Source organism: Amycolatopsis sp. NPDC052450 (genome assembly GCF_044547565.1).
In the GTDB taxonomy this organism is placed as follows: Bacteria; Actinomycetota; Actinomycetes; order Mycobacteriales; family Pseudonocardiaceae; genus Amycolatopsis.
In genome coordinates this window covers 142483-149924 of sequence record NZ_JBIUAQ010000022.1, presented here as the reverse complement: position 1 = coordinate 149924, position 7442 = coordinate 142483, and the positions used below count along the sequence as shown (strand labels likewise).

At 69.1% G+C, this 7442-nt stretch carries 6 protein-coding genes; 4 read left to right on the top strand and 2 right to left on the bottom strand.

Annotated features, from left to right (window positions below):
• Positions 1-122 precede the first annotated feature (122 nt).
• On the bottom strand, positions 123-557 hold the full coding sequence (locus ACIHAO_RS30080) for a hypothetical protein (protein WP_396563430.1): 435 nt from the start codon (positions 555-557) through the stop codon (positions 123-125).
• Between the two features lie 177 nt (positions 558-734).
• On the opposite strand from ACIHAO_RS30080, the gene ACIHAO_RS30075 reads away from it, so the two are divergent.
• The 4 genes from ACIHAO_RS30075 (at position 735) to ACIHAO_RS30060 (ending at position 5772) form a co-directional block, all read left to right on the top strand.
• On the top strand, positions 735-2456 hold the full coding sequence (locus tag ACIHAO_RS30075; protein WP_396563428.1) for a TIGR03767 family metallophosphoesterase: 1722 nt from the start codon (positions 735-737) through the stop codon (positions 2454-2456).
• A gap of 234 nt (positions 2457-2690) precedes the next feature.
• On the top strand, positions 2691-3956 hold the full coding sequence (locus tag ACIHAO_RS30070) for a peptidase C39 family protein (protein ID WP_396563426.1): 1266 nt from the start codon (positions 2691-2693) through the stop codon (positions 3954-3956).
• 80 nt (positions 3957-4036) lie between these two features.
• Positions 4037-5131 carry an S-(hydroxymethyl)mycothiol dehydrogenase gene (locus ACIHAO_RS30065; protein ID WP_396563445.1) on the top strand — a complete coding sequence of 365 codons (1095 nt, stop codon included), beginning with the start codon at positions 4037-4039 and terminating at the stop codon, positions 5129-5131.
• Complete coding sequence (locus ACIHAO_RS30060; protein ID WP_396563424.1) at positions 5125-5772, top strand: gamma-glutamylcyclotransferase family protein; 648 nt, start codon at positions 5125-5127, stop codon at positions 5770-5772. The genes ACIHAO_RS30065 and ACIHAO_RS30060 overlap by 7 nt, the downstream gene beginning before the upstream one ends.
• Here ACIHAO_RS30060 and ACIHAO_RS30055 read toward each other — a convergent pair.
• Positions 5750-7369, bottom strand: coding sequence for an FAD-binding oxidoreductase (locus ACIHAO_RS30055; RefSeq protein ID WP_396563422.1), 1620 nt, complete (start codon positions 7367-7369; stop codon positions 5750-5752). The genes ACIHAO_RS30060 and ACIHAO_RS30055 overlap by 23 nt on opposite strands.
• Positions 7370-7442 lie beyond the last annotated feature (73 nt).

Genomic DNA, 7442 nt, shown 5'->3' with positions numbered 1-7442 from the left:
CGCCCGCCGGCCGGCGCGCGGCACCCCATACCCCTCCCGGGTCGGGGCGGGGCTTGGCGCCGCGGGGTTGTTGGCTGTCCGTCTCAACAACCCCCACCCCCCCCCCCCCCACCCCGCGCACCCTAGTCCCCGGACACACCCCAGATCGCCAGTTCGACGGCGACGTCGTCTTCGTAGAGCAGCGCGCAGTTGGCGCTCCAGCGCGGACGGCGTTCGAACGGCAGGCGGCCCGCCTTGTCGAGTTCGTCGAAGGCGGCGACGGACGGCTCCTCGGTGCCGAACGCGGCGAGGAGTTCGGCGTCGGTCAAGGGCCGGATGGTACCGAAGTCGTCCTCGCCCGTGGCGCTGATGAACTCGTGGACGTCGAGCACGGAATGGGTCCCGGACTCCTGGACACTCTCGACCTCGTACAGGTCGTCGATCGAATCCGGGCGGCCGAGTTCGTCGCCTTCCCAGAGGTAGTCGCCCTCCTCGAAGACGCGCGCCTTCATCGCGTCCAGCGCCGCGCCGGGGTCGCCGTCGAACCGGCCACGGACAGACCAAGCCGAAGCACCCACCGGGGCCACCTCCTCGTTTCGCCGAGCGGCCAGCGTAACCAGCCCGCTTGGCTCCTTTGGTATTCGGCCGAACGTGACAAATCTTCGCATTACCCTTTTCCCACGTTCACCCCACGGCTAACGTCGTGCGGCATCGTCCTTCCGCGACGACCATCCGCGACGACTGGGGGCACCGCCATGTCCGACATCTCGAGGCGCACCTTCACCGCGGCGGGCGCCGCCGGCGTCGGCCTGCTGCTGTGCACGCCGACCGCCAACGCGCTCGACCGGGCGCTGGCGCGCACCTCGGCCCGCGCGGTGCGCACCGCGGGCACCACCCTCGAAGCCGCGGCGGCCCCGCTGAAAACCGGTCCGGGCTACACCCGGCTGACCGCGGGACCGGGCTGGCCGCTCGTGGTCCGGGGCGACCTCGCCGCGCCGAAGTCCGGCCGCGACGAGCGGCGTCGCGCGATGGCCTCGTTCGCGCAGTTCACCGACCTGCACTTCACCGACGCCGAGAGCCCGGCGCGGTTCGAGTACCTGCACCCGTTCGTCGGCTCGGCGCACCGGCCGCAGGAGACGCTCGGCCCGGTCGCGACGACGGCGCTGGTGGAGCGGGTGAACAGCCTGAAGGCCGGCCCGTTCACCGGACGGCCGATCGACTTCATGGTCACCACCGGCGACAACACCGACAACCACGAGCTGATCGAGCTCGAATGGTTCCTCAAGGTGCTCAACGGCGGCACGGTGAACCCGACCTCGGGCGACCCGAACGCGCACGAAGGCGTCCAGACCTCCGGGTCTTCGCACTACTGGAACCCCGGCAAACCGCTGGACGACGCGTACACGAAGAAGGGGTTCCCGCAGCTGCCCGGCCTGCTCGGCGCGGCCTCGAACACCTTCACCTCGCCCGGTCTCGACATCCCGTGGTTCTGCACCTTCGGCAACCACGACGACAGCATCGTCGGCACGGTGCCGGACCTGCCGGGGATGGACGCCTGGTACACCGGCCGCTTCAAGGTGATCGGCAAGGACGAGACGACGTCACGGAAACTCGCCAAGGCGATCGGGTCCGGCTCCGGCGTCCCGGTCACGGAGCTGTTCGGCGGCTCCGGCACGATCCGCGAGGTCACCCCGGACGAGCGACGGCGGCCGTTCAGCACCGCGGAGTTCGTGCGGCACCACCTCGATTCCGCCAACACCGGACCCGGCCCGGTCGGCCACGGGTTCAGCGAGAACAACGCCGACGGGCGGAACGTGTACTACACCTTCCGCATCGCGCCGGGCGTCGTCGGCATCAGCCTCGACACCACGACGATGGCCGGGCTTGCCGACGGATCGATCGGGCTCGGGCAGTTCACCTGGGTGGAGAACACGCTCAAGCGCAACAGCTCGACGTACTACGACTTCTTCGGGCGCAAGGTCACGCAGAACGTGACGGACGAGCTGTTCGTGCTCTTCAGCCATCACACCAGCGACACCATGGGCAACGTGCTCCCGGACGCGCGGCATCCGCTGGAGCTCCGGCTCAACGGCGACACGTTCGTCTCGCTGCTGCACCGGTTCCCGAACGTGCTGGCGTGGGTCAACGGGCACACGCACCACAACAAGATCACCCCGCACGCCGGCAAGACCGCGAAGCAAAGCTTCTGGGAGATCAACACCGCTTCGCACATCGACTTCCCGCAGCACGCGCGGATCATCGAGGTCGCCGACAACGCCGACGGCACGCTTTCGCTGTTCACGACCCTGATCGAAGCGGAAGCCCCGTACGAGGCGCCGTACTCGGACACTTCGACGCAAGCGCTTGCGTCGCTGTACCGCGAGTTCTCGTACAACGACATCCACGCTTCGCTGTCCGCCGTCGGTACCCCTCAAGACCAGAACACCGAACTCCTGCTGCCGAACCCGCTCGCCTGACCCTTGGGCCTCGTGAGGGGGAAGGCAAAGGTGGCAGGTTGCGAAAGCCACGGTCGAGATGCGTCGCGAAAGCCACTTTCGCGACGCCTGAGGTCCCGAAAGTGGCTTTCGCGACACGGCCGGCCCCACGGCCGCGACCGAACCCCCGCGACCCCGGCCCTCAACTATTTACATACCCGGCATAACCGGCGAAAATTCCTTCCTTACTGGGTGGACTCTAGGGATGGAGCCGGGATGCGCATACGAGGGCTGGTCACGCTGCTGACCATCGCGACGATGACAGCGGTGACGGCACAGACGGCGGAAGCGAGTCCCGGCCGCCCGGACGACGAGTCGATCGACTACCACGAATGGTCCGGTCACCACGGTTTCCGGGACGGCAGGCTGGAAGGGCTCGATCTCGATCACGGAGCGCTGCGCATCGACCGCCCGATCGGCACCATCGAACACACCGAACCCGAACTCGGCACCACGAAGACCTACGAATACGGCCAATGGACGTCGCGGAGCCACGCACAGGGCTTCGACGCCTCCCAGCTCGTCGCGTCGTGGAACGCGAAGACGCCGGCCAAGACCTGGCTCAAGGTCGAGGCGAAGGGCCGCACCGCGGCGGGCGCCGAGACCTCCTGGTACGTCATGGGCCGCTGGGCCAGCGGGGACGCCGACATCAAACGCACCAGCGTCGACGGCCAGAGCGACGCCAACGCCGCGGTCGACGTCGACACGCTGGTCATGAAGGCGGGTGTCGCGCTCCGCTCGTACCAGCTGCGGGTCAGCCTGTACCGCGAAGCCGGTTCCCGTGCCACGCCGTCGGTGTCGTCGGTCGGCGCGATGACGTCGCTGGTCCCGGACCGCTTCGAGGTCAAGGCGACCAAGCCGGGCCGCGCCACCGGCGTCGAGCTCAAGGTGCCCGCCTACGCGCAGAACATCCACAAAGGACAGTTCCCCGAGTACGGCGGTGGCGGCGAGAACTGGTGCAGCCCCACGTCCACCGAAATGGTCGCCGAGTACTGGGGCAAACGGCCCAAGCGCGAGGACATGACGTGGATTCCGGAGGGTTACGTCGATCCGACCGTCGCGTACGCCGCCCGCTACACGTTCGACTACGCCTACGACGGAACAGGCAACTGGCCGTTCAACACCGCGTACGCCGCTTCACTCGGACTGCGTGGGCACATCACCCGTTTGCACTCCTTGAATGAACTCGAGAACTACATCGCGCGCGGCATCCCGGTGATCACGTCGCAGTCGTTCAAGGCCGAGGAGCTCGACGGCGCGGGCTACGGCACCGCCGGGCACATCATGGTCGTCATCGGCTTCACGAAGGACGGTGACGTGATCGCGAACGACCCGGCGGCGAGCAGCAACGACCGCGTCCGAAATGTCTACAAACGACACCAGTTCGAGACGATCTGGCAGCGCACCAAGCGGTACAACACGAATGGCGGCGTTTCGAGCGGCCCCGGCGGGGTCGCCTACATCATCACTCCTGGGCACTGAATCGGTTCCCCACCCGAGCGGATGTCGCGATCCGGGCTGCCCGCGTGGCAAGCTACGGAGTCGACTACTCGGAGGTGGGCATGCCGTACGAGGTCCAAGGCGTCGTTTCCCGCGCCAAGGGTGAACCGGTCTCGCTGGAGTCCGTGACGGTGCCCGATCCCGGGCCCGGCGAGGCCGTCGTCTCGGTCAAGGCGTGCGGCGTCTGTCACACCGACCTGCACTACCGCGAGGGCGGGATCAACGACGCGTTCCCGTTCCTGCTCGGCCACGAGGCCGCGGGTTTCGTGGAGGCCGTCGGCGACGGCGTCACGGACCTCGAACCGGGCGACTACGTGATCCTGAACTGGCGCGCGGTCTGCGGCACCTGCCGGGCCTGTCGCCGCGGCAGGCCCTGGTACTGCTTCTCGACGTTCAACGCCGCCCGGCCGATGACACTGGCCGACGGCACCGCCCTGTCCCCCGCGCTCGGCGTCGGGGCGTTCCTCGAGAAAACGCTCGTCCACAGTGGACAATGCACGAAGGTCGACCCCGCCGCCGAACCCGCCGTCGCCGGGCTGCTGGGCTGCGGGGTGATGGCCGGTCTCGGCGCGGCGCTGAACACCGGCGCGGTGAGCCGCGGCGATTCGGTCGCGGTCATCGGCTGCGGCGGTGTCGGTGACGCCGCGATCGCCGGGGCGAAGCTGGCGGGCGCGAAGACCATCGTCGCCGTCGACACCGACGATCGGAAACTCGGCTGGGCCGAGGACTTCGGCGCCACGCACACGCTGAACAGCAAGGGACTGAGCGAAGACCAGGTCGTCGAGGCGATCCGGGAGTTCACCGATTCGTTCGGCGCCGATGTCGTGATCGACGCGGTCGGCAGGCCCGAAACCTGGCGGCAGGCCTTCTACGGCCGCGATCTGGCGGGGACGGTCGTGCTCGTCGGCGTCCCGACCCCGGACATGCGGCTCGACGTGGCGCTGATCGACTTCTTCTCGCGTGGCGGCTCGCTCAAATCGTCGTGGTACGGCGATTGCCTGCCCTCCCGCGATTTCCCGATGCTGATCGACCTCTATCTCCAGGGCAGGCTCCCGCTCGACAAGTTCGTCACCGAGCGGATCGCCCTCGACGGCGTCGAGCGGGCCTTCGAGCGGATGCACCACGGCGACGTCCTCCGCAGCGTGGTGACGTGGTGAAACTCTTCACCGACGCCGATTTCCCCGCCGACCCGTATCCGGGAGCGCGGCCGGGGCATTCGTTCGTCCACTTCGACGGCGCCGGGCACAGTCTCGACACCGCGCCGGAGGGCTGGCGCGAACGCCAGGCCGTGCTCGCCTACGGATCGAACGCGTGCCCGGCCAAGATCACCTGGCTGCGGGAGAACATGGGCCTGGCGGGTCCGGTCGTCGTCTGCCACGCGCGCTGCACCGACCTCGCCGCGGTCTGGGCGTCCGGCCTGCGGTTCCGGGACGGGCAGCGGCCCGCGACGCTCGCCGCCGCGCCGGGGGTCGTCGAGGAGCACTCGGTCTGGTTCGCGACGCCGGAGCAGCTCGCCGTCCTCGATCGCTGTGAGGGCAACGGACAGCGCTACGACCTGGTGCGGCTGACCGCGCCCGCCATCACCCTCGACGACGGCACCGTGCTCGACGACGTGGTGGCCTACGTCGGCGCGGCGGACATCCGCCTGCCGATCCTCGTGGACGGCAGGCACATCCGCGTCGCCGACCTCGAACAGCGCCGGGCCGCGGCACTGGAAGGCATCCCCGCCGAAACGCACGGCCTGGACTGCACGCTGGTCGATGCCGGGACGCTGGTCAGAGAAGCTTCCCGGGATTGAGGATCCCGGTCGGGTCGACGGCCTTCTTCGCCGCTCGCAGCACTTCGACACCGAGCGTCCCGATCTCCGCCGCCAGATAGGGCGCGTGGTCGACGCCGACGGCGTGGTGGTGCGAAATGGTGCCGATGCCGGTGATCGCCTCCGACGCCGCCGCCTTCGCCCGCCGCCACTGGCCGATCGGGTCGGCCTCGTCGCGCGCGGTGAGCACGGTGAAGTACAGCGACGCGCCCGTCTCGTAGGCGTGCGAGACGTGGCACATGATGATCGCGTTGCCGAGGGTCGCGGTGAGCGCGGCGCGGACGGCGTCACGCAGGTCGCTCAGTTCCGCCCAGTACGCGGCGGTTTCCAGGGTTTCGACGCAGACACCGTTGTCCAGCAAGGCATCCCGCTGCCGGGGCCCGGAAAACCGGCCGCGGCGCCAGGATTCGCCGAGGGCGGCACCGATGCGGACGGCACCGAACGGCGCCAGCACCCGGGTGGTCTCCTGACGGCGCCGGGCGACTTCGCGTTTCGACGCGCCCTCCCAGCCGACGATCAGCAGGCAGGGCGCGTGGACTCCCCGCGCCTTGAGATACCGGCGCAGCGCCTTGGTCTTCAAGCTGTCGTTGAGCGCCAGCGAAACCTCGCTCTCGTCCACATCGGACAGTCGCGTGACGTCCGCGAGCACGTGCCGTTGGGCGAGCTCCCGGACGGCGGCGGCGCCGTTCTCCCAGCCGTCCAGGACATAACCCTCATAACGGCGCACTTCCGGCACCGGGCGGACACGGAGGGCGACCTCGGTGATCACGCCGAGCGCGCCTTCGCTGCCGATGGCGAGGTGCCGAAGGTCGGGTCCGGCGGCCGAAGCCGGGGCGACGCCGAGCTTCCATTCGCCACGCGGGGTCGCGAGCCGGACACCCGAAACCATGTCCTCGAACCGGCCGTAACCCGACGATGCCTGCCCGGCGGACCGCGTCGCGGCGAAACCGCCGATGGTGGCGCGTTCGTAGGACTGGGGCACGTGCCCGAGGGTGAAGCCGTGCGCGGCGAGCAGCCGATCGGCCTCCGGCCCGGTGACGCCCGCCTGAAGGACGGCGATCCGGGAAACCGGGTCGACGGAGACCAGTTCGCCGAGCCTGGTGAGGTCGAGCGCGATCACCGCGCTCTTGCCCCCGCGCAGCGCCGAAACCCCGCCGACCACCGACGTCCCGCCGCCGAACGGGACGACGCCGACGTCGTATCGTGCACAGATTTCCAGTACCGACTGGACTTCGGCGGGATTCTCCGGCAGGACGACGGCGTCCGGCACCGGAAGATCACCGAAGCCCCGGCGCCGCAGCAGGTCCAGATAGGACAGACCGCCCGCCCGCGCGAGCCGTTCCCCCGGTACCACCAGCACCTGGTCGGCGCCGACGAGTTCTTCGAGGTCTCGTTTCGGCTGTTCGCCCAGCGCCGAATCGGGAACGGACAGCGCCGAATCGGGCGCGAACGGCGCCGCGGAGCCCAGCGGGCCGATACGCTGGACGAGCCACCGCAGGGCTTTCGCCGGAAGGTGGGCCGCGTCACCGGCTTCGGGCGTCCAGGATCGTCTTAACCGGTGGTCAATAAGCTCCGTCACGACTACAGTGTTACATATGGACGTAAAACGTCACTCACCTGCGGAAACAGGCGTTTCAGCACTGGCGGACACC